Origin of the sequence: Priestia sp. YIM B13491, from assembly GCF_042787605.1 — a bacterium.
GTDB lineage: Bacteria > Bacillota > Bacilli > Bacillales > Bacillaceae_H > Priestia > Priestia megaterium_E.
On record NZ_JBHZOR010000002.1, the window covers coordinates 279,914 to 305,614 of the forward strand.

A 25,701-nucleotide genomic window follows, 5' to 3' on the forward strand; every position below is an offset into this window, starting at 1 on the left:
GAGACATAACAAAATGAATCCAATCTAAAGACGAACAAATGAGATGCATGAGCTAGCTGAACCGCTTGTGACACCGCAGTTGGTTTCCGTGCAAGACTTCGCTTTCCGCAGGAGTCTTTGCCTTGCCCTCCAATCCACTGCTAGAAGGAATGAAACAGCTAAAACCTATGCTCAACATAACAAAGAAAACGAACCGTGAATCAAACATGTTGATTCACGGTTCGTTTTTCACTTCGCCTAAAATACGTTTGTCCCAGCCTCATCGATCATTCACTACAATATAAGTGGCTTGAATAGGTCCATGCACGCCAACGACTAAATTCATTTCAATATCGGCTGAATTGCTCGGTCCCGTAATAAAGTTAATGCAAGAAGCAATCGTTTCTCCTCGTTCTACCTTTTCATGAATCATTTCAGCGGCTTGTGTCATGCGAGGGACAATTGAGCTTTGAGGTATGATTGCAATATAAGTGGCGGGCAGCAAGCTTACAGCTCGTCCTTTTTCAGCACTGCTGAACAAAACAACTGTTCCAGATTCCGCTAGCGTCAAATCACTGAACGTGATGCCGACGTTTGCTTGTTCAGCTAGTGTAATATTCTCATCACCTTTAACTGAATTCCATACGTGAAGGTTACGGTTTGTTTCCCATTTCTCCATCAGCAGATTTAATCCATATTCGGAAAACCTAGGATCATCCCACGTGCTCACAAGACCATTTCCATAGTTCGCTACGGCTTCCTCAAGGACAGCTGGCAAGTGTTGTGATGATGTTTCTACATAGCGAGTATGAATACGTTCGCAATGGTTTTCAAGCTCTTTCTTTAATTGATCCGGCGAATAGCTGCGGTAGACCTCATGCTGAGGAGCGTGCTTCCATTGTGGCTTTACTACGCCGCCTGTTCGCCTGCTTCTCTTAAGATTAGCAGCAATATTGTCTAAAAAACTGTTTCTATTTTGAATGCTTCCGTTCATCATCATCACTCCTTTTATCAAACCAATCTCGTAAGCGCTCTTTTGTAGGTGCGGGAAACTCTCTGCTTTCCGTCCACGCTTTTAATGGACCAGGTCCTTTGGAAATACTGCTTCCTGACATAAAAGGCGTAAGAGCTGCCGGTGCTACTTTAGCGCCCACTGTATATAGAGAAGAAGAAGCTGCTCCCAAGCCAAATGCTTTCATCGCCAGCTTTTCCGAAATAGGTGCTTTTCCTTCTTTTTCGACAATTCGCTGACGATGCTTGTGTAATAGCTCATGCAGCGGAATTTTGACCGGACAGGCATCTGTACAGGCTGCGCATAGCGTTGATGCATAGGGAAGCTCTTTGTAGTCTTCATAGCCTCCAAGCAAAGGAGATAATACAGCTCCAATCGGACCTGAATAAATAGATCCATATGAATGCCCTCCAATATGGCGATACACGGGACATACATTCACACATGCCGCACAGCGAATACACTGTAAAACAGATTGAAACTCAGTTCCTAAAATCGCAGATCGCCCGTTATCTACAATCACTAGGTGAAATTCTTCCGGTCCGTCTACTTCCCCTGGAAGTCTAGGCCCTGTAAGCGCTGTTACGTAACTTGTGAGCCGCTGACCTACTGCACTTCTAGTTAACAGGCTTACCAACACTTCAAACTCTTCAAACGTTGGCACAATTCTTTCCATTCCCATAACCGTAATTTGCGTTTTAGGAAGGGCAGTTGTTAACCTTGCATTTCCTTCATTGGTTACAAGTGAAATAGATCCAGATTCTGCAATCGCAAAATTACATCCCGTGATGCCAATATCTGCTGATAAAAATTCTTTTCTCAGCATTTCCCGGGCATGAAGAGCTAGTTCTTCAGGTTTTTCTGTTTTTTTATACGAAAGCTTTTCCTGAAATACATCTCTAATTTGTTCTTTATTTTTATGAAGTGCAGGAGCTACGATATGAGAAGGCGGATCGTGATCATCTACTTGCAGGATATATTCTCCTAAGTCCGTTTCAATAACTTCACAGCCTAGTTCTTCTAAAGCAGCGTTCATATGAATTTCTTCTGTAACCATTGACTTGGATTTAACCACTTTCTTTGCCTGCTTTTGCTTCGCTACATTTTTTATGTACTCATTCGCTTCTTCAGCTGTTTGAGCGAAAAAAACGTGGCCTCCGCGTTTAGCTACATTATCTGTCAGCTGTTCTAAATAGTAATCTAAGTTTTCAAGCGTATGCTGACGAATTTCTTCACCAAGCGCTCGCCATTCTTCCCAGTTTCCTAACTCTTCTGCCGCATCTAATCTACGGCTTCTTAAGCGCTCTTGAGCACCTGAAACCGCAAAGCGCATAAACGCATTATTGACTCCATCATCAACACGTTTTTTAAACTGGTCGTTTCCTATTTTCATAGACATTCGGCATTCTCCCTTCTTTACATTCTGCTATTTAATACTTCAGCGATATGCATCACTTTTACAGGCTGTCCTTTTCGTTCAATTCTTCCTCCAATATTCATAAGACAGCCGCAGTCGGCTCCAATTAAGTACTCTGCGTTTGTCTTAGCTATACAGCCCACTTTTTCATCGACCATTTGTTCAGAGATTTGCCCCATTTTAACCGAAAACGTTCCGCCGAATCCGCAGCAGTTATGACTGTTTTCAAGGTTTTCCATTTCAAGCCCCTTTACATTGTTTAATAGTGTAAAAGGTTCTTTTTTTACGTTTAGCAAACGCGTCATATGACAAGAAGAATGATAAGTGGCTTTACCATTTAAGCTGGCGCCTACATCTTCCACTTTTAAAACGTTTACAATAAAATCCGTTAGCTCATACGTTTTATCAGCAAGCTTCACGGCAGATTCATGCCATGCAGCATCACTTTCAAAAAGATGGGGATACTCTTTGAACATTGTCACACACGAGCCAGACGGAGATACAACGTACTCTGCATGCTGAAACGCTTTTATCATGTTTTTCATCGCTTCTTTTGATTCTTTTACATAACCGCTGTTATATGCAGGCTGTCCGCAGCAAACTTGACTCTTTGGAAAATCCACTTCGCATCCTAATCGTTCTAACAATTCTACCGTCGCTTTTCCTACATTTGTTTGAAACATATCAATCAAACATGTGGCAAATAAAGATACTTTCATCATTTGCTCCCTCCAAGCTGATCATTTTACTTCTTTTAGTTAACAGGTCATCAGATGACTTAATGCTATTATACTCCTATGTTTTTCTAATTTCACTAGTTTTTCAAAAATACCTTTCTTTGTTTGCTATCTTTTTCATAGAAAATAAGAAATTGAGATACGTGAAACCTACGTTTGCCATGTCATTAAAAAAATCCGACCGGTGAAGATTCTCTATCAAGAATCTTCACCGGTCAGATCTTCCTTCAACTAAAAACTACGTTTGTCTTAGCTTCTTACTTATTTATTTCCAAAAATCATCAAATACTGTGATTGGCAATTGGCGTTTATGCTGCGTTTTTAAGAAGTGACCTTCAATGACGTTACTTGCATGTTCACCTACATCTTTGCCTTCTAAATAATCGTCGATTTGCTCATACGTTACGCCAAGCGCTTCTTCATCCGGAAGCTGTGGACGATCTTCTTCCAAATCAGCCGTTGGTTTTTTCATATATAGATGCTCGGGACAGCCTAATTCTTTTAGCATTTGTTTTCCTTGTCGCTTGTTCAGACGGAAGATAGGTACTAAGTCAGCTCCTCCGTCACCGAATTTTGTATAAAATCCTGTAACAGCTTCAGCAGAGTGATCCGTTCCGAGTACGACTCCACTGTACATGCCCGCTACCGTATATTGCGCAATCATTCGTTCACGTGCTTTTACATTTCCTTTGTTGAAGTCGGAAACTTTATCATCTGCCGCTTCTTCAACAGCAGAAAGCATCGCATCTACTGCTGGTTTTACGTTAATAGAAATAGATTTTGTTGGTTGAATAAAAGCAAGTGCATCTTGACAGTCTGCTTCATCTGCTTGCACACCGTATGGAAGACGAACAGCAATAAACTGATAGCGCTCTTCTCCGGCCTCTTCGTTCAACTCATTAACCGCTAGCTGCGCCAGCTTTCCAGTTAACGTAGAATCTTGGCCGCCGGAAATACCTAGTACAAACGAACGTAAAAAAGGATATTTGTTCATGTAGGATTTCAGAAAATCAACGCTGCGGCGAATTTCTTCCACGGGATTAATTTCTTTTTGGACGTGCATTTCTTCAATAATTTGCTTTTGTAGCTCTTTCATAAAAAAACTCTCCTCTCATTACTAGCTGACGGAATCTACACAAGTACGGTATCAGATAGTAACTTGCTTCTAGTCTCTTCAATATTTTGCATTTTGTTATCCCAGCAGTTTGTACTCAAGTCTACCGGATACTCTGTAGGACGGAATACATCTTCGTTCGATTTTGTAATGACTTTGTAGTCATCCCATAGATGCTTTAAGTTTTGTAAGCAGTAGGCTCTCATTTCTTCAATTGTAGGCTGCTCGTACACAAGCTTTCCCTGCGCAAAGATTGGCTGGTGAATTTTACGTGCGTTAAAGTTCGTGACAAACTTGCTGACGTGCGTATGAATCGGATGAAACATTTTTAAGTGCTGCTCTTCGTTCGGCACTTCGTCTTGCATCGTAATATAATCGCCTTCCCATTTGTGGTTCACTTGGTTTACAATTCGGTATACTTCTTTTAAACCAGGAGTGGAAATTTTCTCTGGATTTTCTGACAGTTTAATCGTATCCACCATGTTTCCATGATCATCTTCAATCGAAACCAGCTTGTACACCGCTCCTAGCGCAGGCTGATCAAAGGACGTCATGAGCTTTGTTCCAACTCCCCATCCATCAATTTTGGCACCTTGCGCTTTCAAATCTAGAATGCTGTACTCATCGAGATCATTCGAAGCAAAAATTTTCACATCATGATAGCCAGCTTCATCAAGCATTTTTCTTGCCTCTTGAGAAAGATATGGAAGTCTTCCGCTATCTAATCGAATACCGATAAAATTAATGCGATCTCCCATTTCATTTGCTACTTTAATAGCATTGGGAATACCTGATTTTAACGTATTATATGTGTCTACTAAAAAGATACAGTTACGGTGTGATTCCGCATACTTTTTAAACGCACTATATTCGTCACGATAGACTTGAACAAGCGCATGAGCGTGAGTGCCGGATACAGGAATTCCAAATACTTTTCCCGCTCTGACATTACTCGTTGCGTCAAAGCCTCCGATATAAGCAGCTCTTGCTCCGTAAAAAGCAGCGTCCAGCTCATGTGCTCTTCTTGAGCCAAATTCCATAAGTTGGTTTGTACCCGTATGCTCGTATAAATTATCTTCTCCCGCCGCCAAGCGAATACGCGATGCTTTTGTCGCAATCAGCGGATGGAAATTTAAAATATTTAAAAGCGGCGTTTCAATAAGCTGCGCTTCTGCTAAAGGAGCGTCAATTTGCAGCATCGGTTCATTAGCAAAAATCATTTCGCCTTCTACGACCGAACGAATATTACCGCTAAATCGAACTTGCTTTAAATAGTCAATAAACTCCGCTTCATAATGCAATTCTTCATATAAATAATCTAAATCCGTTTCGCTAAATCTGAAATTAGCAATAAAATCAATTACTCTTTCTAAGCCGGCAAACACCGCATAACCGCTTTCAAACGGCATACGACGAAAGTAAGCTTCAAATACAGAACGACGTTTATGAATGTGGTCTTTAAAATACGTATGCGCCATATTCAGTTCATATAGATCTGTATGCAAAGCTAAACTATCATCTCTATATTGCTTTTTCATACTTTGTAACCCTCCATTTGACAATCCTAGTTTCTATTATGTAAATCTTTTCACAATAGAGCAAGCATAAATTATCGGAAGGTGCTTGAATTTTAGTTTTTCTGTTATTTGGTGCACACTTTTCTACCTGAAATGGCATTATTTTTCTTCCGGTATGTATTTCATTAATACGTGTTCAACATTATCAAGATGACTCATCATAAAATGCTGAGCGTCTTCTGCATGCTGAGAAAGAATAGCTTCATAAATTTGCTGATGCTCTTTATAAATTCGTTCAGCCGTTTTTTCTTCTGCATAAAGCCAGATGCGTCTTGTCTCCTTCATCGTTTCAATCATCATTTCTGATACGTTATTCATAAGCTTCACTAAAAGAGGGTTTTGCGAGGCTTTGGCAATGGCTAAATGAAAAGCAAAATCTGCTTTCTCTCCCAGCTCTTCATTGCCAAACGCTCCTTTCATTTGTTCCAGACTATCAGACAGCTGCTTGAGATCCGCATCCGTTCGCTTTTGAGCTGCAGCACGAACAGCCCCAATTTCTAATACTTTTCTCACTTCAAGCAAATGCTCAATATCATTTTTATTCATTAATACAGCGCTAGTTACAGGCAAAGACAGCATATCGGAGTTAAATTCGCGTACAAATGTGCCTTCTCCCTGTTTCATCTCGAGCAGCCCCATCGCCCGCAAAGCGCTAAGAGCTTCACGAATAGCTGAGCGCCCTACCTGAAAGTTTTCCGCCAGCTGCTGCACTGAATCCAAACGGTCACCAGGCTTTAAACTGCCTTCTTTTATATTCTCAAGAAGCGTTTCAGCTACTTCTTCGTATATTTTTTTTGGCTTAATTCGCTTATATTCCACGTTTTCCACCTCATTTTTTTCGTTCACCAAGGTTTACATTAACCGAGACTCTTTCTTCTTTTACGTTTCTGTTACATTTTACCGAAATCCTTTCCCCTCCACAACAAAAGTGGCAAGGTATTTATACTTTATTTCTCAAGTGTGCTAAAATAGTAAATTGATTTCATATTACGAGTTAAAAGGAGCTTTTTGAATGAACATTGTTGTCAGTACATTGAATGCGAAGTATATCCATACTTCTTTAGCCCTTCGATGTTTAAAAGCCTATGCAGAGCCTGACTATAAAGTGGATATGGCCGAATATACGATTAAAGATCCTGCTATGAACATTGTCACGGATTTATATAAACGCAACCCAGATATTATTGGTTTCAGCTGTTACATTTGGAATATTGAAGAAACGATTAAAGTGGCACAAATGCTTAAAAAGATCAATCCCGAGCTCATCATTATATTCGGTGGACCAGAAGTAACCTATGATGTAACTCACTGGCTAGAGCGTATTCCTGAAGCTGACTTTATCGCGATCGGTGAAGGCGAAGAAACATTTAAGCAGCTGTTGGACGAACTTCACGGAGAGCGTCAGTTTGAAAACGTAAGCGGCGTGGCTTTCCGAAAAGAAGGAAAACCAGTTGTAAACCCGCAGCGCAATAAAATTGATCTGCGCGAAATGCCTTCTCCTTTCCGTTTTGAAGAAGACCGCCAAGAACTTTCAAAACGCGTTGTGTATATTGAAACGAGCCGCGGCTGTCCGTTTAGCTGTCAGTTCTGTCTCTCTTCTATTGAAGTAGGCGTTCGTTATTTCGATAGAGAAAAGGTAAAAGAGGATATTCGCTATTTAATGGATAACGGAGCCCGCACAATTAAGTTCGTAGACCGCACGTTCAACATCAGCCGCAGCTACGCCATGGAAATGTTCCAATTTTTAATTGATGAACACCGTGAAGGCACCGTATTTCAATTTGAAATTACTGCCGATATTATGCGCCCAGAAGTTATTCAGTTCTTAAACGATCATGCGCCAAAAGGATTATTCCGCTTTGAAATTGGCGTTCAATCTACAAATGATGCTGTCAATGAACTAGTCAAACGCAAACAAAACTTTAAAAAATTAACGCGTACCGTAACAATGGTAAAAGAAGGCGGAAAGATCGATCAGCATCTAGACTTAATCGCAGGACTGCCAGACGAAGATTATAACTCATTTAAGAATACGTTTAATGATGTATTTGCACTTCGCCCTGAAGAGCTTCAGCTAGGCTTTTTGAAAATGCTTCGCGGCACCGGCTTACGCTTAAGTGCGCCTCGCTATAATTATCAATACATGGATCAGTCGCCTTATGAAATTTTAAGCAATAACGTCTTGCCATTTTCAGATGTCGTACGTATTAAACATGTAGAAGATATTTTAGAAAAGTTTTGGAATGACCATCGAATGGATGAAACAATAGAGTTTTTAGTAGAGCACTGCTATGATACACCTTTTGATTTCTTCCAAAACTTCGGGACGTATTGGGATGAAATGGGCTGGGTTCGAATCGGCCATCAGCTTGAAGATTTATTCAGACGCCTTAGACAGTATATTGAAACAGAGAATTTTTCAAATGAAGAAATGATTGAAGGGTTTATGAAAATTGATTATTTACAAAACCAAAAGCATAAGCCTCGTAAACCTTGGTGGGACGATAAAGTAGAAAAACAAATCCGCTCTCATTACTATCAGCAAATGCTTGCTAATCCTTCTATCATGGGACAGGCTTTTGAAGCTGAACAGCTCGCTGAAAAAGAATTATACAAGCACACTGTTTTAGAGATTCTTCCATTTGACTATATGTATTATAAACAAACGGGAAAAATAAATGAACAACCATCTGTTCTTCTTGCTTATTATGATCAAAAAGCAAATGATACAAAACTTTATTCAGCACCTGTAGAGGCATTTGGCCTTCCAGTTGTAAGCTAAAACCTCGGATATCCGAGGTTTTTTTCTCTAACATTCTTTTTTCTTTTTTTGCTCTTTATCAGACTGTGTCTTTCCTAAGGATTCATATATTTTAGCTGCGTTAGGATCGCCCATTTCCGCTCCGAACTCTTCTTGCAGTAATTGTTTTTGCTTCGCTTCGGTGCTTGCGATATGCTTATTATTTTGTTTATGTTTGCTCATCGTTACTTACCTTGCTTTCCTTTTTTCGAATTGCGATTCGCGCCTTTAGCCGGCTCCTCGCCGCCAGCATATTCAGCAGCAAATTCTGCATCTGAAAGGCTCTCTTTTGGTGTATTATTGTTAGTCAGTGCTGATTTGTACCCTACTTTACGCTTTGCCATCATATATCCCTCCTATGCTTGGAAGTCCATTGAACTTCCTTTTCTTAGAATGCACTTTCTGATGCGCAATATAAGCAGAAAAAGCTGTAAAAAAGCGGTTGAAACATAACGAAATTACTTTAATCTAAAGACAAACAAATGGGATACATGAGTTCATCTGAACCGCTTTTCCCGCAGGAGTCTTCGCCTTGCCCTCCAATCAACAGCTGGAAGCAGCTAAACATATGAGACCTATGTTTACCATCATAAAAAAATCCGAACGAGCTTGATTAAGAATTAAGCTCGTTCGGATTCTTCTTCAACTAACATATTTTTACCTCAGCCTCTTTTATCCAATAATAATACGTTCTTTCGGATAGTGATAATCCGGCCCAGACGTTGGACGGCGAAGCATTAAAATAAATGAAAACATGCCGATTCGGCCAATAAACATTAAAATCATAATAACGCATTTACCAATATCAGAAAGCCCTCCTGTAATTCCCATTGATAAACCTGTTGTCCCAAAAGCTGAACACACTTCAAAAATAAGCTCAATGAGAGAAAAATGTTCTGTAATACTTAAAACAAGAAGAGAAATCGAGCAAATGATTACCGCTAACATCGATACAGCTACTGATTTAATAATGTCATCTTCATGAATTTCGCGGCGAAAAATTTTAATCGTCTTATTTCCTCTTACGTAATAAAACAGGAAAAGAATATTTAATGCAAACGTCGTCGTACGAATTCCTCCCCCTACTGAGCTCGGTGAAGCCCCGATAAACATCATCGCGCTCATCATAATTAACGTGGGAAGCGAAAATTCATTAATATTCATGGTCGCTACTCCTCCGCTCCTTGTAGCAGCGGATTGGAAAAACGCATAAAAAAACGATTCATCCCAAGACTTATCTGCTAAAAATCCTGAATGCTCTAACACAAGAATCAAGATTGTCCCCCCTGCTAACAGCAGAAAAAACATAATAGTCGTTAGCTTCGTAAATAGCGAAAACTGAAATTTACGCTTATCTTTAAATGTTAAAAAATAGTGCTTAATTTCAATTAATACAGGGAATCCAATCGCTCCAAGCGTAATTAAAATAACGGTTACCACTTGTACAAAATAATCATGGGCATACGGAATAAATGAAGATCCTGTAATATCGAAGCCAGCATTTGTTGTAGCGCTGACAGAAGCAAAGAAACCATGCAGAAACGCATCTGTCCAGCTCGAATAATAACGGAGAAAATGTAATCCTAAAATAATGGCGCCAACTAGTTCAATGGCAAAAATAATAAATAAAATATTTCTCATCAAGTCAACTAACCCTGATAAGCGGGATTGGTTATGGTCCGTCATAATGAGCTGACGTTCCTTTAAACCGATTTTTTTACCCAAAATCATCCAAATAAATGTACTGAGTGTCATTACACCAATACCACCGATTTGAAAAATAAAAGCGAGCAAAAAATAGCCCGTCGTACTAAATGTATCCGGAGTAGAGACAGGTGTCAGCCCTGTTACACTTACCGCACTGACGGCAATAAATAAGCGATCAATAAATGCTAACTTCACTCCCGGCTTTAAAGCTTCTGGAATACTAAGTAATAGAAATCCAAGCGTAACAGCCACTATGTAAAATGTAACAATAATTTGAGCTGAAGACATCTGCCTTACTCGTCGTTTCCATGGTTGCGGCATAATCTGACATTCCTTTTTTGTTATAATACTAATAGTTTTCTTCTTTCTTCCCAAAGCATACTCATTGTTACACGGATCGCAATATCCATGTAAAAAATCCCATGTTTAAGAAGGTGACTACATTAGTATAAAAGAAGTCACCTCACTTGTCATTAGATATCATAAATCCCGACAGCCCGCATAAAGAATCATCACTCAATATTGTCTACTTACACAAAAAAACGAACCACTAATATCAGTGGTTCGTTTTTCACGTCGGCTAAAATACTTTTGTCCCAGCCTCGTCTTTATTTTATTTAGAGCGTTTTTCTAGCCAATCGCCGATTGAAGGATATGTTTCCTTCACTGCTTTTGGACCAAATACAACAGATACGTGACCTGTTTGCAACAATTTATACTCTTTATCTTCACTTGAAACAGCGTCCATTAAAGCTGCCACTTGATGCGGCATCGCAATATGATCACGGCTAGCAGCAATGTTTAAAATATTAGCTTTAATATTTTTCAAATCTACTTTGCGTCCGCGAACTTCAAGTTCACCATTGATTAATTTGTTTTGTTGATAGAAATCACGAATCCACTGACGATAAGCTTCACCAGCAAATGGGATGCCGTCAGCAACCCACTTTTGCATGAGCTTCCAGCTTTCAACAAAACGCTGATTTTCCGAACGATCCACCAACGTTACATATGGACCGTAGAAATTCGTGATTGGTTTTAACATCTTGTTTCCAAAGTCAATCATCTCTGGAGGGATATTTCCAAATGTATCTACTGCTTTATCTAAATTAAAGTAGCGATCGTCTAGGAATGCCCCGTATAAACCTGTATCCGAAAAATCAAATGGACTTGTCATAAAAATTAAGTTTTTAATCGGCAAGTCTTCATTTAATGCAGCAAAAATAGATGTCATGGTTCCGCCCATGCAGTAACCAAGAACAGACAACTCAGGAGATTTAGAAGTGCGGAGCACCTTCTTCGCCGCTTTTGGAATATAATCCACAATATAATCATCTAGCTTCATATTGCTGTCTTCAAGCCCAGGAGTTCCCCAGTCAAGTAAATACACGTCAAAACCGCGGTTTAATAAGTATTCAACAAGGCTGTTTCCAGGCGTTAAATCTAAAATATATGGTTTATTGATCAGTGCATATACGAGTAAAATTGGTGTTTTATGCAGGTTATCTTTTACTGGCGTATAGCGGTATAATTTCGCTTTGTTCTTTTTCCAAATAACCTCTTTTGGTGTTAATCCAACTTCCGGTTCTGCTTCTGTTGTCATAATTTCATATGCACGCTTAAAACGTCTTGCAGAACTTTTATATTCACTTGGCATTGATTTGATTAATTTTTCCCACTCTTGCACGTAAGGAATTGCCACGAATATACACACCCTTTCATTTCATTAGTAGTTAGTTAACAAGCACAGCCCCGACAAAAGTCAGGGCCAGCATCTATTACATGTATAAGCCGCCGTTAATGTTTAACTGTTGTCCTGTAATGTACGCGCCGTCTTTTGCTAAGTAAACCACTCCGCGTGCAATTTCTTCAGCGTGGCCTAAGCGACGAGTTGGGATTTTTGCTACAACTTTTGCACGAACTTCTTCCGGCATTGCCATTACCATTTCCGTTTCAATAAATCCTGGGCAAATTGCATTAACTGTTACGCCTGACTTAGCTAGTTCAAGAGCTAATGATTTAGTGAATCCTAGCATACCTGCTTTAGCAGCTGAGTAGTTTGTTTGACCAAATCCGCCCGCTTGACCAATAATTGATGAAATATTGATAACACGACCACCTTCAGATTCTAAAAGGTGCGTTAGCGCAGCTGATGTTGTGTTGTATACGCTATGTAAGTTTACATCAATTACTTTTTTCCAATCTTCTTCACCTAACTTCTTGAATGAACGGTCGCGCGTAATTCCAGCATTGTTTACTAGAATGTCTAATTGACCAAACGCAGCTTTTGTTTCTTCGATTAGGTGTTTTGCTTGATCTACATAAGACACGTCAGCTTGAACCGCAATAGCTTCTCCGCCGTTGTCTTTAATTTCTTTGACAATTGCTTCTGCAGATTCTTTACTGCTGTTATAGTTTACTGCTACTTTTACTCCATTAGAAGCAAGCTCACGTGTAATTGCTGCCCCGATACCTTTAGATCCGCCTGTTACGATTGCTACTTTACCTTGTAATGTTGTCATGAAAAATTTCCCCCTTGCTTCTTCAGCTATGATTTTTACTGTAAATACAGCAGTTAATGTTGTTATAAAATCCCCTATACCTTACTTGCGAGCTGGCTGCTCAGTTTTTTGAGCGTTTGACGGTTTTGCTTCAGATTTAGCTTCTGCCTTTGGCTTTTCAGCTAATTTTTCTTGTTTTTCTAACAGCTGAGCCTGAAGCTGCTCACCTTGAGTTTTAATTTGTTTTTGAATAGTTTCTTTTAACTCGTCTTGTGTTTTTTGCTGCCCTTCAAGAAGAGATAAAACTTTGTCGAGTTTTTTGTCTAACGATTTGACATCAGATTTCAGCTTAGTGACATCTTTTTTCAAAGCAGATGCACTTTCTTGCTGTGCTTCTAATTCATCAAAACGATCGTCAAATTGCTCTTCTAATAATTCTACTTTTTCTTCCACATTAATGACTAATGACGCAACGTTTGCTACATCTTCTTTTGTTGGTACATTTACTTGGTGCAGATAGCGCCCCGTTACTTCATTTACTGCTTGTTGATATTGAAGGTTCATATTTAGCACATTTCCCATGAGCTGGGAAAATTCTTCACGATTCATATTGTCCCCAATAACTTTACCCCAGTAAGATTCGGTTTTGTCATATACGTCTTTCCATGCTTGAAACGGATCAAATACTTTTTGCTGTTCCAAAACTCCATCTCCTTTCTTGTGTACGTTAAAAGTGATGGCTTTCAATATGGACACTTAATGTGACAAGCGACATATTAGAAGCTCTAAGTAAACGCAACCAATTTTGCGTTTATTTATTGGATAATGTAAATCTTTTCACAATTCACTTACCAACAAATTATAAATGTTATAAAAATTACCTACATGTACTATTATAAATACGTTTTCCGAAATAAACAATTCTAAATCTTTGTTTATTTTTGAATTTTTTTGACGCTTTTTGTCGAAATCCAAAAAATCGTTCTTTTTTCCTGTATTTGAAAGACCTGTTTTAAAGTGTTGACAATTTTTTCATCTAGGTGTAAATTACACATATGGAAAACAAATTCTCTTTTTTCGAAGGGGTGATTACCTTGGGATCAAGTGAAAAAGATAACACCTCTAATTCAAACAACTTAGAAAAATCGATTAGCGGTGCACCAAAAAACTTGATGGTTCCTTTTCTTCTTTTAAGTTTAAGAGGTTGGAATCTACATGGTTACAAGCTCATTCAGCAACTAATGAGCTTTGGATTCACATCAGTTGATCAGGGAAATGTCTACCGCACGCTGAGACAGCTTGAAAAAGACAACTTGATTACATCGCAATGGGATACGTCAGCTGAAGGCCCTGCACGTCGGATTTATTCATTAACAGATGCCGGCGAACAATATTTAAGCATGTGGGCTAATTCACTTGAACAGTATCAAAACATGTTAGATTCATTTTTTCACATGTATACCGACATGTTGTTCCCTTTTAGCTCTTCTTCTTCTAAAAAGTCAAAAGAATCAAAAGAGGAAGAAAACGATTAAAGGGATTCACGCAGTACATCTGCGTTTCCTAATATAATGTAAAATTTCACGGTCAACCAGCGAGCGCGGAATGTTAGGTTTATCACACAACTACGAATTTCTTCTTTAACGTTTTGTTCATTACGATAACTGTTCGCCAGACCAAATTATTCAAGGAGGAATTTGATTATGTCAACAGTAAAGTATGATACAGTAATTGATGCAATGTGGGAACAATGGACAAAGGGGTTACAAAACATTGCAGACGGAAACAAACAAATTGAGCAATGGACGTTAAAAGCACTTGAGCAACAGCAAGAATTTGTAACAAAAGCAGTTGAACAGCTTCAAGCAACAGACAAACAATGGAAAGCTGAATTAGAAGACCTTCAACAAAAAACAGTTGAAAACTTACGTAAAACAGCTGGAAACGCTGTTGCCGATTCTTATGAAGAATGGACAAACCGCACGCATGAAGCATTAAATAAATTACAAGAGCTTTCTCTTAACCAAAGCAAATCAAGCTATTCTTTAGTAAAGCAAGCTCAAGAACAATATCATCAAGTAGTAACACAATTAGTAGAAGAGCAAAAGAAAACGCGCCAAGAATTCCAACACGTATCTGATGCATACGTAGAACAAGTAAAATCTCTTCAAAAGTCATTTGCTCAGTCTCTTGAGCAATATGCAGTTGTAAAATAATATATAAAAAAGCCCAGCTTCTTTGAAAGCTGGGCTTTTTTATACTTTCTTGCAAACCATTACCAGTATGCAAAATAGGAAACAACAAATAATACAGATACAGCAGTGAACTGCTGTACCACTAAAAAAGGAGATGACTAATCATGGCTAGAACAAATAAACTATTAACACCAGGCGTAGAACAATTTTTAGATCAATATAAATATGAAATCGCTCAAGAATTTGGGGTAACTCTAGGTTCTGACACTGCTGCACGCAGCAACGGTTCAGTAGGCGGAGAAATCACAAAACGCTTGGTGCAACAAGCTCAAGCTCACTTAAGCGGCAGCACACAAAAATAAAACTTAACTTCATAACATGGCTAAAAAAAAGGCACCTGCGTGTGCCTTTTTCTTACATAATATAGTCTTTTAAATACACGTAGTCCCCCGCTAATATAATAACCATCGCGATAATATATTTACGGTTTCTTTCAATTGTTTTCCGGCTCACTTTGACATGTTTTTCAATCAAGCGAATAGGAAGCTGCCGCTTTAAAAACAGCTTATCTTTTAATTCTTTTTCATTGACGATAAATGATGCAACTTCGACTGCATTTCCCCTTGCATCCTTATGTTTAGGAGACGTGTTAATAATGTCTTCAAGAGTTAATTTAAACAATTTTAACGCCTGACAAAAATAAGTCATTTCCTCTTGAATATATGAAGTTTCACTTTGCCTTTTATAGTTAGAAAGCGATATGTCCCTTTCTACCTTGCCTTGAATAAAACCTTCATTTTCAATTCGGCTATAGAGCAGCGTTTGATTTCTCTTTTCTTTTCGAATATAGTCGATTACTCTTCTTTTAATAATAAGTTCGGCAAATGCAAGAAGAGATCGTCCTTTTTGGACTGTGTAATTTTCAATGGCTTCATTAAATGCAATTAGACCAATGCTAAATTCATCATCAGCTTCACTTATATAACGTTTACATACAGCTGAAACAACTTTAGCAATAAACGGTTTATACTGTTGTATCATTTCATTATGTAATTGTTTATCCCCTTGCTGAATCGTCAGTACAAGCGTTTCAAGCGATGGAGGCGTTTGAACTTTTGTGAGCATTGGCTTCACCTCTTTTACTATACTCAGTTGCTTTATACCATATTAATATCATTAATATCCATTCTTTTGATGACGAACAGGGTTGAGAAGCGCTCTGCTCCTTTTAATTTCCCTTTATTATAACCCATAATAGCTCAATTTTACCAATTAACATACATTTGAAATATATGTTTATAAACTGAAATAAACTTCATTGAACTGAATTACTTACGGCTGCTTCTGTTCTCTACAGAATATGAACGAAAAAGCAAAACATTCGGATATACAGTAATTAAACAGCAGTTAGTTCTTTTACCCTTTATTTAAATAATCTAAACTAGGTATTTTATCCCAACACAAAAAAAACGCGCCTTCAATGCTAATTGAAGGCGTGTTTTTTTGTATTATTGATTTTCAATTTTTTTTAACGATTCTTTTTCTTTCTCTGAGCCTTCAAGATCAGTTTGTTCTTTATTTTTAGATAGAAACCAGCCTGAAGCTGCTATGGCAAGTAACACAATCCAAAACGTAATTTTCCACACTTTTGATTCAGGGAAATGTTCATTAATAATACCCAACTCCGGATGAGCAAGGGTATAGACCGCTAACTTAACCCCTACCCAGCCTACAATAGCAAAAGCCGCCGTTTCTAGGCCTGGGCGCGTATTTAATAGCTTGACGAACCAAGTTGCAGCAAAACGCATAATAATTAATCCCATAATTCCTCCGGCGAAGATCACCAAGAACTGTCCACCGTCCAGTCCGCCAATTTGAGGAAGATTTGTTGTTGGCAATGTAACGGCAAGAGCCACAGCGGCCAAAATTGAATCAACGGCAAAAGCAATGTCTGCTATTTCTACTTTTAAAACCGTCATCCAGAAACTTGAGCCCTTTTTCCCGTCTGCTTCTTTCACTTTTTCATGATCGTCTTTTTTCATATATCGCTTCACAATATGATTAATGGAAATGAACAATAAGTAAATGGCTCCTATAGCTTGAAGCTGCCATACGTCGACTAAAAATGAAATCAAGAACAATGAACCAAATCTAAAAATAAAGGCACCGGCTAGTCCGTAAAATAATGCCTTCTTGCGTTTTTCTTCCGGTAAATGTTTGACCATAATGGCCATCACAAGAGCATTATCCGCCGCCAAAATTCCTTCTAATGCAACCAGCACTAGCAATACCCATCCATACTCTAACAAAAGTGATGCATCCATAAAAATCCCCTCTCGTTTCTTTGTATAAGTTTATTTATCCTCATTACTGGAATAAAACACAAAAAGACCTTTGCCAAATATGGCAAAGGTCTTGCTAAGCATAATCATTATGCCAACAAAGCCGATGGAATACTCCATGTAATGACGACTTTGTTTCAGGTTTCCCTGACGCTACTCCCCTTTACTCCTTAAGAAGTAAATGTATTAAGTTGTTTTTATTTTACAAAGAGTTCACTAATAAGTCAATTAAAAGCCCTCTAAACTTTTGTTAAGCGTTTGTTAAGCGTTTTAATACATTCAAAAACGTTGCAATGTGAATAGGCTTTGTTACGTATTCACTAAAGCCGACTAAAAAAGCTTGATCGATATCGCTTTGCATCGCGCTTGCACTCAGGGCGACTCGCGGAATATGCTTCAACTCTTTTTCCACCTGAAGCTGTGTGCATACCTCAAAACCATTCATATCAGGCAGATCAATATCAATTAAGATTATACCCGGTGAAATAGACCTGATTAGCCCGATGCCATTTTCTCCTGTTTTAGCAATTAAAAGCTTAACGTTTTTATATGGAGAAAGAATCGATTGCATAAGCTCGATATTTGTATCGTTATCCTCAATATACACGATTGAAATTGGCATGGAAAAACCTAAAAACGGCTCGGCTTCTCCTTCATCAGATAATCGTTTAGGAACAGGTGGATGGACTATGGGAAAACGCACCCAAAATGTACTGCCTTTTCCTTCTTCACTTCGGACTCCGCACGTTCCATTCATTAATACAACAAGCTGTTTTACAAGCGCCAACCCAATTCCGGTTCCGTCTTTTTCTAGTCTATTTACACGGTAGAAAGGCTCAAAAATCCGATTTAATTCTGAAGCTGGAATTCCAAAGCCCCTATCTTCAATCGATATAGTTACGTGATCCTGAGTGATGTCAGTATAGATAGTGATATCACGATAAGCGGGCGAATATTTAATGGCGTTTGTAAGCAGATTTAATAAGATCTGCTGAAACCGAAGTTCATCTACTTCAACAAAGACTTCTTGGTATGCGTGAAAGCGAGTATAAAGTATACTATGCTTATTTTTTGCTAGTGGTTTCATAATTTTAAGCGCGTCTTCAATTGCCTCTTTTACCGACACCGGTTCAAGATTAATCGCTAAGTGACCTGATTCAATTTTCGATAAATCAAGCGTTTCATTTATCAAATAAAGAAGATGATTACCAGCTTTTAAAATTTTTCGTATACGATTCAATTGTTTTTCTGTTAAATCTTTTTCCCCTTGCTCTTCCAATATCTGTGCATAACCTAAAATACTGTTTAACGGCGTTCGAAGCTCATGGCTTACTTTTGATAAAAATTCAGACTTGGCTTGATTTGCTTTTTCGGCTTCTTCTTTTGCTATAATCATTTGCTGATTAGAATGAAGCAAATCTTGTTCTTGTTCCTGCTGTTTTGTAATATCATAAAATGTGACCACTACGCCTTTATAATATTTGCTTTCTTGAAGAGGTTCAGCATTCACCGAAAGCCAAGTCAACTTTTTCTCATTTAAATAAATGCCCATGACCGTGTTTCGTACGGGCTCTTTTGTATGAAGACAGCGGACAGATGGAATATCTTCGAGTGCAAAAGCTGTGCCATCAGGATGAATAATTTCCCAGTCTAAACCAAACGGGTTAACCGATAACATTTGGTCGTAAGGCACGTTTAGAATTTTAGCAGCGTAGGCATTGGCAGCAATTAAGTTACCTTCAAGGTCATGAAACACCACACCTTCTGACATTGTAGAAAGAACGGAGCGATACATGCTTTCACTTTTAGCCAGCTTTTCTCTTGCTTCGTGAAGATCAGTGATATCTACTATAGAACCAATAACTTCTTGTACTTCTCCTTTGTAGATATGAGGTATTAACTTCGTATAGTAAGCAAAGTCGTTCATAAGTACTTCATAAGACACTTTCTCTCCCGCCCATGCTTTCTCATAGTATCTCTTATTTTCTTTCGCGTAGGATTCAGGCAAAAATTCTTCAAGTGTTTTACCAACAACATCTATTTCCTCATATCCCATTTCACGAACCATTTTTCCTTCGCACATGGTATGAATATACCCTTTATCGTTTTTCACAAATTTAAAAATAGCGCCATCTTGCTGTGAAAGCGTGCGTTTTAAATCTTCTTGTAAATCCAACAGCTGCTGTTGAGCCTTTTTTCGGTCTGTCACATCTTTGGCAATAACGTAACTGCCTTTAATTTGACCATGAACAATAATAGGCATTTGCGTTACTTCAACGTATACAGGCTGATTATCTTTGCGAATGAGCGTTGCCTCATAATACACAGAGTCTCCGCTCAGAGATTTCCACATATATTCTTCAGCTCTTTCAGCTTCTCTAAACATATAAGGAAACGGAATTTTCTCCATTTGATGCAACGTGTATCCTGTTAGCTCTGTTCCTTTTGGATTAATCGTTTGAATATTGCCGTACAAATCAACCGCACACACAATATTGGGATTGTAGTTAAAAAGAGATTGATAATACTCTTCTTTTAATTGACTTTCCCTCACTTCTTCCTGACGCTTAAAAGCAGCAACGAGCAGGAAGACAATGAGTAGCGTAATTGTGATGCTTGCAATAATATTGGAAAATGGCGCTTGATACGGCAGCCACTGGCCCCACCTTCTAGCAACTGAATGTGCAATATGGAGCTTCATTCCATACATACTGATGAAATGCATAGCTGAAATTCCAATACCCAGCAAAATAGAGCTAACAAGTTTAAGAAACGGATTAGCTTTCACGCTTTTCGAACGAAAAAACAAGTGCATCGCATAAAATGCAACGACCAGGGCGATGATGATGGAAAGCAAAACAGATAGCACGGCATAATGAATGCGTGCTTCTGTTTCGATTGCTGCCATTGCAATGTAATGCGTACCCAGAATACTGCTTCCTAAAATAAGCCCTGACCATACCGACGTGCGCCATTTCCAGAATGTCCAAAACGCAACTAATGATCCGCTGATCGCTATTATTAAAGCAAGGACAGAAAGTATAGCATCAAAATGAAAGCTAACAGGAACATAATAAGCAAGCATCGCAATATAATGCATCGCCCCCACTCCAAGCCCCATTGAAGTTGCTGACAGTGTAAGCCACAAATAATTGTTCCGCTTCTCTTTTATCATTTTGCTCATAATATCAAGTGCTGTATAAGAGGCAAGAATCCCTACAATGACAGCAAGAAATACGGTAAATTCATTATAGTTACCAGTAATTGAAATCATTTTCTTTCCTTTCAATTCAACGTTACGTCTTCTATCTAACTCTTCTCATAAGAACTATATTACGATCATTTATTCCGAAAGCAGACACATGAAAGAGACGAAACTTACATAAGCTTCGTCCTTTCATCAACATAGCTATTTTAGAAGCAGCAGCATCTTTTAATTCGTCATTAACTGATGCAGCTGTTTTTGAACGTCTTGGATTTTTAATTTTGAGATATGAGCATATTCATCAATTTCTAAGAAATAAACAAGATATGTTTCGTTTTTTGGTGTGATGTGCGAAACTTTCTGTAAATTCACGATATAAGACCGGTGTGTTTGACTAAATACAGAAGGGTTCAAATACATATAGATATCACTAATATTTTCATATGTCTCATAGACACGTGATTGAGTATAAATTAAGCATTTTTTTCCGGATTTCTCGATAAAAATAATTTGATCAATTGGAATGTAATAAGTAGAACCATTAAATTTTACAGGCAGTCTTTTTAATTGCTCACCTGGCTTTTTTGACTGATTTTTATCAATTCCAATGGAGTTTTTTGCCCGCTCTAACGCCATATAAAGCCTGGTTTTTTCAATCGGTTTTACAATGTAATCCAGTGCTGACAACTCAAATGCCTTTACAGCAAATTCATCATAACCGGTGATAAAAATGAAGTTTAAATTCGGCTTAATGCGCAGGCACTTTTTTATGGCATCTACACCGTTAATCGTAGGCATATTAATGTCTACGAGCAAAAGGTCTGGACTCTTAGCCATCACTTCCTGTACAAGCTGCTCTCCGTCTTTGCAGGTGCTAATCACTTCAAATTCCGGAAGCTGTTCTATAAAATAATCTAAAATTTCAACCGAATCTTCGTTATCATCGGCAATAATTAAGTTAATTTTGTTCATCCTGACTCCCCCTAGGATACAATGTTAAAGTATAGTACGAACTATTGCCCATTCTGTTTTATGCATGTCTACACATAGTTATAGTGTTTTTATGTTGAGATGAATGATCTACACGGACGCTAATCGTTAATGGAACGCACAACGATTGTTCATGGGGAATATTGCAATAATTGTAGGTTTTCTAGAAGAAGACATAAAAACCGTTTATCTATTATCATTTATTTTCCTAACAATGATTTAATACCCTTTTTATAATCTGTAAATCAGCATGCCAAAATCTTTATTTACTATTTTCGATAAAGACGACACGCTTTTTTCAATCATTTTGTTTTCTCTTACTATTAAAACATGTTCTACGCTCTTTCACCCATACTTTTATTCATTTTTTACTTTTTATTCAAGGTAATTACTTACATATTGTCCTTAATAACCATGACTTTGTGATTTCAGCCAAAAGAATTTATGTATTTTTTATTCATTTTATTATAAAAATTCTAGCATACAAAGGTATGAACTTACATATGTATTCCGAACTAGTTCCTTTTAAAACTATGATTATTATACCATTTCATAGTACAAATCACATATAGTTAAACGTGAAGACTTTCCATTTCTTTAAGTGTTCAAAGCTATTTATTTGTAAAATAAATAGCTTCATTCCTCTATAAAGGCTGCATAACCTAATTAACCATCTATTATTTGTAAAAAAACAGGCCTAAAGTTATAACCCGGCCTGTTTTGTATTCATTTCTTATTTTTCATTTTTTACAATTTGCTGTGCTTGTTTCGATACAAAAAAGCGATTCTTTTTATCCTGTACCACCACGCTGTCCATTTGAATTTCTTTTCCGTTTACAATAGCAATATTTTTGTTTACTGGGAAACGCACCGTTCGCTTATTGTTTGTAACAACCAGCACAGGGTTGTTTTTGTCTTTTGAGTCAACCGCTACCTTTGAGCCTTTAAAAGCTTTATTTGCCTCAATAAATAATTCATTTGTTAACTTGTTTAAGTTAATATTCATTGATTTAGCCATATGTTTGGCAATATCCGTATTATCAAAGTGCCCTGTTGGTCGATTTACGCCGTACGAATACAGAAATACATCCTCCCCCGTATGACCGCCCGTTGTGAATCCAAGGTTTGCTCGGTTGGCTAATAACTTCGATAGTGCAGCACTGATTTCTTTTTTATCTCTTGCTTTAGTCAGCTGCGCTTTTTCCTCTGAAGTTAGATTGGACAAACCATACAAAGCAGCCACTTCTTCTTTATTTGATAAATCTTCTTTTAATTTAGACGTAGCACCTTCTAACGTCATTTTTGCTTTTTTTAACGGATCAATATAAGCAGAAACAGGTGTGGTATCGTATCCTTTTGTTGTATTTGCATTACCGATTGAAAGACCGCTGTTTCCGTGATCAGCAATCGCAATAACCATCGTATTTCCATCTTTTTCAGCGAACTCTACTGCTTTGCCTACTGCCTCATCAAACGCTAATACATCGCTAATCATTCCTACTGGATCATTCGCATGAGCTGCCCAATCCGTTTTGCTTCCTTCAACAAATAAGAAAAAACCGTCTTTATCTTTGGATAGTGTTGTTATTGCTTTATTTGTCATCTGGGACAACTTTGGCTGTTCTGCTTTTGTCTGCGGTCGGTCCATATCATACGCTAAGTCACGGTCGGCGAAGCTCCCCCAGATTTTTTTGGCGCGTGACTGCTCTAATTCCTTTTTATTTTCTACAAAGTCATATCCTCTTGTATTCAAAACATCGACTAAGTTTTCACCGTCTTTCCGGCTTTTTTCTTCTTTTCCTGGAAGAAGAGATTGCTTGCCTCCTCCAAGCACTACATCAATGTTTTGATACACTTGCTGCTCCGCTAGCGTTTGAAAATCATCACGGCTATAGTTGTGGGCTGAAAAACCAGCTGGTGTAGCGTGCTGGATTTCAGAAGTAGCCACAATTCCCGTCGCGCGCCCTGAAAGCTTTGCTCCTTCTAGAACGTTTGCTACGGGACGAAATTGATCTTCTTTTTCTACGGGTTTAACCCCAGGCGTATTCACTACCGAAGGCAGCACCCCTACATAGCCTGAATTTGATTTATTTCCCGTTGCTAAAGCAGTAGCTGCCGGAGCGGAATCTGTAATAGCAGATTCTGCCGAATACGCACGTACTCCCCCAGCCATCAGCTGATCCATATGTAACGGTTTTCCCTTGTACCATCTTGCGAGTGTAGTAGCATTTGAACTCGTCCCGTCCATTACCATCATAATGACATTTTGAGGCTTCTTAGCTGACTTATGCTCCACTTTTGCTTCCGTTTGAATAAGTGAGTTTCCTACACCAAACGAGGCCAATGCTACTGCTCCTGCCAGTGTAATACCTGCTAATTTTTTCTTCATATAAATGTACCCGCTCCTTTATTTCATTATCTTCGACATGTCTAAAGTTACCATTCAAACGTAAATCCACTGTTTATCCACTGTAAAAGAGTGTAAAGTTTGTCTTTATATTCTTCCTTTCTTCTTGAGAAAAAATAGTCGAATAAAAAGGAAGTACATGAACAAACTACCAGTAATAGAAAGTCATGCGAGGGGCACGGTTATGTTTAAACATTTATTTAAAAAAAAGAATGCAGACGATCAGCCCAAAAAAACATTGGATGAACTGATTAAACAATTTAAAAAATCAAGTGATTTCACAACATTAGCCATTGGTTCGCAGCATCGAAAATACATCATTACGTATTTTAAGCAACTTGTAAACATGCAAAGTGTTGAAGATAAAATACTTGAGCCTTTTCAAAAACTAGACTTCACGTTAAGCAGTGTATATGAAGTCGAAAACGTTCTGCCGATTGAAGATATTTCCGTTACAAAAGATACAAAAGAAATTTTAGAAAAGATGCTGCGCGGCTACGTAATGTTTCAATTACATAAAGACGATAAGCTAGTAGCGCTTATTAAAGTTCAAAGCTTTGATACAGGGTTTCGAAAAGAAAATGAAACCGAAAATGAGTTCAGTGTTGTTGGTCCTAAAATTGGTTTTGTAGAAGATTTAGATGTCAATCTCTATTTAATGAGAAAAACGGTCATTTCCGAAAACCTTATTTTTAAAGAACTCACCGTAGGAAATAAATCAAAAACGCGTGTCGTTCTTGTTTACTTAGAAGGCGTAACGAACCCTCAGCACGTAGACACTATGACGCAGCGCCTGGAAGATATAGATTTCGACGTCATTTTTGATAGTACAATGCTTGATCAATTAATTTCCGATAATTCTTCTACGGCGTTTCCTCTGTTTTTAACAACAGAGCGGATCGACCGGGTCTTGTTCAGTCTGTTAAACGGGCAAGCTGCCTTTTTCTCAAGCGGTTCACCCTACGCAGTTACGGGGCCGTCAACGCTGCTTGACTTCTTTATTTCACCTGAAGACTACTATTTACCGTGGGTTCTAGGATCGTTTTTCCGAGTTATCCGTATTTTAGGCGTCTTTTTCTCTATTTTTGCTACGCCTCTTTATGTAGCCATTGTTACGTATCATTATGAGATGCTTCCAAAAGATCTTCTGGGGCCTATTATCTTTTCAAGGACAAACGTTCCTTTTCCACCGGTCATCGAAGTACTTTTTTTAGAAATCACCATTGAACTGCTTCGCGAAGCCGGGGCCAGACTTCCAACAAAAGTAGGGCAAACACTGGGAATCGTAGGCGGGATTGTTATTGGGCAAGCAACAGTCGAAGCGGCGTTAACAAGCAATATTTTGCTTATTATTGTTTCACTGACAGCTTTAGCCTCTTTTACAACGCCTATTTTTAAAATGTCTAACACGATCCGGCTGCTACGTTTTCCATTTATTTTGTTTGCTACTGCGTTTGGCTTAGTCGGCATCACCTTTGGCTTTTGCTTCTTGCTGGTTCACTTGCTTCGTTTAAAATCTTTGGGCATGCCTTATCTTGTTCCGCTTTTTCCGTTTCGCCCAACAGAGTATAGGGATACCTTTCTGCGATTGCCCTATAGTCATACGGCCAAGCGACCAAGCTACTTGCGTCCTTTAGAACGCTTTCGCTATAACCCTAATAAAGCGAACAAGACTAAACGAAAAAGTAATTTAGATAATGAGTAAAGCGGGGAAACGT

22 protein-coding genes and 1 riboswitch are annotated in these 25,701 nt (G+C 38.3%); of the genes, 5 read left to right on the forward strand and 17 right to left on the reverse strand.

From position 1 onward, the window contains the following. Window positions 1-259 precede the first annotated feature (259 nt). The 6 genes from ACFX4E_RS07620 to ACFX4E_RS07645 form a co-directional block, all read right to left on the reverse strand. On the reverse strand, window positions 260-973 hold the full coding sequence (locus ACFX4E_RS07620; protein WP_377257914.1) for a LutC/YkgG family protein: 714 nt from the start codon (window positions 971-973) through the stop codon (window positions 260-262). Further along, window positions 951-2,390, reverse strand: a complete 1,440-nt coding sequence (locus ACFX4E_RS07625; protein WP_028407882.1) for a LutB/LldF family L-lactate oxidation iron-sulfur protein — start codon at window positions 2,388-2,390, stop codon at window positions 951-953. Before ACFX4E_RS07625 ends, ACFX4E_RS07620 begins: the two co-directional genes overlap by 23 nt. A gap of 17 nt (window positions 2,391-2,407) precedes the next feature. Then, the gene (locus ACFX4E_RS07630) at window positions 2,408-3,127 is read right to left on the reverse strand and encodes a (Fe-S)-binding protein (protein WP_028407881.1); all 720 of its coding nucleotides are present in this window, start codon (window positions 3,125-3,127) and stop codon (window positions 2,408-2,410) included. 283 nt (window positions 3,128-3,410) lie between these two features. Continuing rightward, window positions 3,411-4,241 carry an ammonia-dependent NAD(+) synthetase gene (nadE, locus tag ACFX4E_RS07635; RefSeq protein WP_013082209.1) on the reverse strand — a complete coding sequence of 277 codons (831 nt, stop codon included), beginning with the start codon at window positions 4,239-4,241 and terminating at the stop codon, window positions 3,411-3,413. A 35-nt stretch (window positions 4,242-4,276) separates the two neighbouring features. Continuing rightward, entirely contained in the window at window positions 4,277-5,797 is a 1,521-nt protein-coding gene (locus ACFX4E_RS07640; RefSeq protein WP_028407879.1) for a nicotinate phosphoribosyltransferase, read from the reverse strand. Between the two features lie 138 nt (window positions 5,798-5,935). Further along, on the reverse strand, window positions 5,936-6,655 hold the full coding sequence (locus ACFX4E_RS07645; protein WP_013082207.1) for a FadR/GntR family transcriptional regulator: 720 nt from the start codon (window positions 6,653-6,655) through the stop codon (window positions 5,936-5,938). 193 nt (window positions 6,656-6,848) lie between these two features. Between ACFX4E_RS07645 and ACFX4E_RS07650 the strand changes: the two genes are divergently transcribed. Next, entirely contained in the window at window positions 6,849-8,618 is a 1,770-nt protein-coding gene (locus ACFX4E_RS07650; protein ID WP_050689442.1) for a B12-binding domain-containing radical SAM protein, read from the forward strand. Window positions 8,619-8,645: 27 nt separating this feature from the next. Here the strand turns inward: ACFX4E_RS07650 and ACFX4E_RS07655 are convergent, their stop codons facing one another. The 6 genes from ACFX4E_RS07655 to phaR all read right to left on the reverse strand — a co-directional run bounded on the left by ACFX4E_RS07655 (window position 8,646) and on the right by phaR (window position 13,546). Then, window positions 8,646-8,819: a thiamine pyrophosphate-dependent enzyme gene (locus ACFX4E_RS07655; RefSeq protein ID WP_169305214.1), complete on the reverse strand. Its 174-nt coding sequence runs from the start codon at window positions 8,817-8,819 to the stop codon at window positions 8,646-8,648. A 2-nt stretch (window positions 8,820-8,821) separates the two neighbouring features. Then, window positions 8,822-8,980, reverse strand: coding sequence for a hypothetical protein (locus ACFX4E_RS07660; RefSeq protein WP_025749458.1), 159 nt, complete (start codon window positions 8,978-8,980; stop codon window positions 8,822-8,824). A gap of 328 nt (window positions 8,981-9,308) precedes the next feature. Beyond that, the gene (locus ACFX4E_RS07665) at window positions 9,309-10,688 is read right to left on the reverse strand and encodes a TrkH family potassium uptake protein (protein ID WP_255256589.1); all 1,380 of its coding nucleotides are present in this window, start codon (window positions 10,686-10,688) and stop codon (window positions 9,309-9,311) included. 268 nt (window positions 10,689-10,956) lie between these two features. Further along, on the reverse strand, window positions 10,957-12,045 hold the full coding sequence (locus tag ACFX4E_RS07670; protein WP_028407874.1) for a class III poly(R)-hydroxyalkanoic acid synthase subunit PhaC: 1,089 nt from the start codon (window positions 12,043-12,045) through the stop codon (window positions 10,957-10,959). A 76-nt stretch (window positions 12,046-12,121) separates the two neighbouring features. Then, the gene (phbB, locus tag ACFX4E_RS07675; RefSeq protein ID WP_014461095.1) at window positions 12,122-12,865 is read right to left on the reverse strand and encodes an acetoacetyl-CoA reductase; all 744 of its coding nucleotides are present in this window, start codon (window positions 12,863-12,865) and stop codon (window positions 12,122-12,124) included. An 81-nt stretch (window positions 12,866-12,946) separates the two neighbouring features. After that, on the reverse strand, window positions 12,947-13,546 hold the full coding sequence (gene phaR, locus ACFX4E_RS07680; protein WP_013055937.1) for a polyhydroxyalkanoic acid synthase subunit PhaR: 600 nt from the start codon (window positions 13,544-13,546) through the stop codon (window positions 12,947-12,949). A gap of 353 nt (window positions 13,547-13,899) precedes the next feature. Between phaR and phaQ the strand changes: the two genes are divergently transcribed. The 3 genes from phaQ (at window position 13,900) to ACFX4E_RS07695 (ending at window position 15,401) form a co-directional block, all read left to right on the forward strand. Further along, window positions 13,900-14,379 (forward strand): poly-beta-hydroxybutyrate-responsive repressor, encoded by a 480-nt coding sequence (phaQ, locus tag ACFX4E_RS07685; RefSeq protein WP_013082201.1) that lies wholly within the window; start codon window positions 13,900-13,902, stop codon window positions 14,377-14,379. A 168-nt stretch (window positions 14,380-14,547) separates the two neighbouring features. Continuing rightward, the gene (gene phaP, locus ACFX4E_RS07690; RefSeq protein WP_014461097.1) at window positions 14,548-15,060 is read left to right on the forward strand and encodes a polyhydroxyalkanoic acid inclusion protein PhaP; all 513 of its coding nucleotides are present in this window, start codon (window positions 14,548-14,550) and stop codon (window positions 15,058-15,060) included. Window positions 15,061-15,203: 143 nt separating this feature from the next. After that, window positions 15,204-15,401 (forward strand): alpha/beta-type small acid-soluble spore protein, encoded by a 198-nt coding sequence (locus tag ACFX4E_RS07695; protein ID WP_013055933.1) that lies wholly within the window; start codon window positions 15,204-15,206, stop codon window positions 15,399-15,401. A 52-nt stretch (window positions 15,402-15,453) separates the two neighbouring features. On the opposite strand, the gene sigI is transcribed toward ACFX4E_RS07695, so the two are convergent. From sigI to ACFX4E_RS07720, 5 genes are all read right to left on the reverse strand, one after another. Further along, entirely contained in the window at window positions 15,454-16,164 is a 711-nt protein-coding gene (gene sigI / locus ACFX4E_RS07700) for an RNA polymerase sigma factor SigI (protein ID WP_028407872.1), read from the reverse strand. Between the two features lie 383 nt (window positions 16,165-16,547). Next, a complete protein-coding gene (locus tag ACFX4E_RS07705; RefSeq protein ID WP_377237625.1) occupies window positions 16,548-17,363 on the reverse strand; it encodes a TerC family protein in 816 nt (271 codons plus the stop codon). Window positions 17,364-17,459: 96 nt separating this feature from the next. Continuing rightward, a riboswitch (yybP-ykoY riboswitch) is annotated at window positions 17,460-17,555 on the reverse strand. 76 nt (window positions 17,556-17,631) lie between these two features. Continuing rightward, the gene (locus ACFX4E_RS07710) at window positions 17,632-20,655 is read right to left on the reverse strand and encodes a PAS domain S-box protein (protein ID WP_377257917.1); all 3,024 of its coding nucleotides are present in this window, start codon (window positions 20,653-20,655) and stop codon (window positions 17,632-17,634) included. Window positions 20,656-20,814: 159 nt separating this feature from the next. Beyond that, the gene (locus ACFX4E_RS07715; protein ID WP_028407869.1) at window positions 20,815-21,558 is read right to left on the reverse strand and encodes a LytR/AlgR family response regulator transcription factor; all 744 of its coding nucleotides are present in this window, start codon (window positions 21,556-21,558) and stop codon (window positions 20,815-20,817) included. Window positions 21,559-22,309: 751 nt separating this feature from the next. Next, on the reverse strand, window positions 22,310-23,965 hold the full coding sequence (locus ACFX4E_RS07720) for an alkaline phosphatase (protein WP_377237622.1): 1,656 nt from the start codon (window positions 23,963-23,965) through the stop codon (window positions 22,310-22,312). Between the two features lie 202 nt (window positions 23,966-24,167). On the opposite strand from ACFX4E_RS07720, the gene ACFX4E_RS07725 reads away from it, so the two are divergent. Further along, entirely contained in the window at window positions 24,168-25,688 is a 1,521-nt protein-coding gene (locus tag ACFX4E_RS07725; RefSeq protein WP_221832901.1) for a spore germination protein, read from the forward strand. Window positions 25,689-25,701 lie beyond the last annotated feature (13 nt).